This is a genomic window from Candidatus Poribacteria bacterium, assembly GCA_016866785.1.
In the GTDB taxonomy this organism is placed as follows: Bacteria; Poribacteria; WGA-4E.
The window spans coordinates 1-1,725 of the sequence record VGLH01000281.1; the positions used below are offsets into that span (position 1 = coordinate 1).

The window sequence follows — 1,725 nt, forward strand, 5'->3', positions numbered from 1 at the left end:
TGAAGTCGACGCGAACGCCGTTTCTGTGGAGCGCCTCTCGGAAGTGCCACCAGTTGGCGTCGACAGCTTGCAGAATGCGAGCGCGCGGTCTGGACGCGCGGCAGGCAGAGGGTGCCCGCGTCAGCGCGAATGCACTGGAACGCGCCTCGCGTATAATGCCTTCTCACGCAACTCCCTCAAGCGTCTCGGCGAGCTCATCCGGCTGTGACCATCGCGTCACGATGGAGAGCTGCTCCGCCAGACGGAAATCTTCATCACTCCACACGTCTGCCGTGTCGTCGAAAAGGGACACGAACCGCAACGCTTCGGGTCCCGCGGCAAGGTGGTTCAGATCGTACCACGCCGTATGGACGTGATTCACGATGGCTCGGGCCGCCGACCGGCTCCCTGTGCTCAACACATACACCAGCGAACTGCGACGAACGGCGCGAACATGGAAATCAGGTGACCATGTCCTTCCGGACCTCCCAGCCAGTTTCTGCCCGCGTCCAAATGTCATATCACGTTCTGTGAGGAAGTCCGCCACTTCGTCCGTCACCGATTCCACCGACCGAGCGCGGAACGTGAACCAGAGATCCGATACCCGCAGAGCCGCTTGAGCCACCCGCAGCGTCACCGCTGGCAACGCATCGCCCGGACGGCTTCGCGCGAGGAGAACCCCCTTGTAGAACTCGACGCCATGCGTGAGGCAGACGTCGGCAATGAGCGCGTTCTGCTTGGGCGATCTGCGCGGAGTCACCGTCTGCATCCGCAGCCATCGGGTCGTCTCTCCCAGATCGGAGACCTGCACGACGTCGCCTTGAACCTTCCAGAACACGTCGATGTGATCGCCGTCTGGGTAGAGGTATGGCGTGCGGATGCGCTGGTACTCGCCAAGGTCGGAGTGACTGAACAGGGGACCCAACCCGCTCGCGAGCTCTTCGGCGAGAAGGACCGAAGTCACTGGAATAGGTCTCCCGTGCGCGAGGGAGGATGATCCATCGCCCCATCGTGGGTCAAGCTCGCTTCGACGCAGAATTCGCGCCACACCGCGACCGGGTCGGATGCTGACGAGGAAACGTCATGGGGCGCGTACGCCTCCTTGTCACGAAAACGCTCCGACCAACGATGTTTGTGCGTCTCTCCGACCTCGTTGCATTGCGGGTTGTGGTGCTCCTTGCCGAGGTCAAGAGCGTAGATCCTGCCGGTCGTCTGCAGAATGAGCGTGTACGTCAACGCGGGGATCAGCGGATTGAAGCTGCCTCGCACAAACAGGGGCCATCCTGGGTCTGACATCACCTCGGCTCGGAATTCGACAGACGGAGAGTGGTCCTCGTCTTCCTGCCACTGGATATCGCCGTCAATCCGCTTGGATGCGTCGCACAGAATCGTCTCGAACTCGGTGTCGGTCAGGCCCATGGCTGCTCCATCGCGTCAACGACGTCGCCCTCCGTGCTGCTTGCCACATCCTAACACGTCTGCCGTTGGCTGGCACTCTTACGGCTCATCCGAAGCACGCGCGGGTTGCCGCAGCCCGCCCACGCCTTATACAGTGGAACCCACCCACATGCGGAGGCGAGACGATGCAGCGCCCTAACATCCTGATCTTCATGACCGACCAGCAGCAAGCGATGACGGTGGAGCCGGACCATCCCTGCCGGATGCCCAACGCCGAACGTCTGGCGAGCGAAGGGCTCCGGTTCAACCGCGCCTACACGGTGACGGCGCATTGCTGTCCGTCGCGCG

Annotated in this window: 3 protein-coding genes; 1 reads left to right on the forward strand and 2 read right to left on the reverse strand. The window is 62.4% G+C overall.

The features are described 5' to 3' along the window. Window positions 1-163: 163 nt before the first annotated feature. Window positions 164-1,045, reverse strand: coding sequence for a DUF1828 domain-containing protein (locus tag FJZ36_19295; GenBank protein MBM3217046.1), 882 nt, complete (start codon window positions 1,043-1,045; stop codon window positions 164-166). Next, window positions 940-1,398: a hypothetical protein gene (locus tag FJZ36_19300; GenBank protein ID MBM3217047.1), complete on the reverse strand. Its 459-nt coding sequence runs from the start codon at window positions 1,396-1,398 to the stop codon at window positions 940-942. The genes FJZ36_19295 and FJZ36_19300 overlap by 106 nt, the downstream gene beginning before the upstream one ends. Between FJZ36_19300 and FJZ36_19305 the strand changes: the two genes are divergently transcribed. Beyond that, window positions 1,353-1,725 (forward strand): hypothetical protein (locus tag FJZ36_19305; protein MBM3217048.1); only part of this gene is annotated, 373 nt, incomplete at its 3' end. The two genes, FJZ36_19300 and FJZ36_19305, sit on opposite strands and share 46 nt — an antisense overlap.

What these genes read in the sequence shown, in the direction of transcription:
- FJZ36_19300 (MBM3217047.1), bottom strand. Translation starts at nt 1,398, where the DNA reads ATGGGCCTGACCGACACCGAGTTCGAGACGATTCTGTGCGACGCATCC.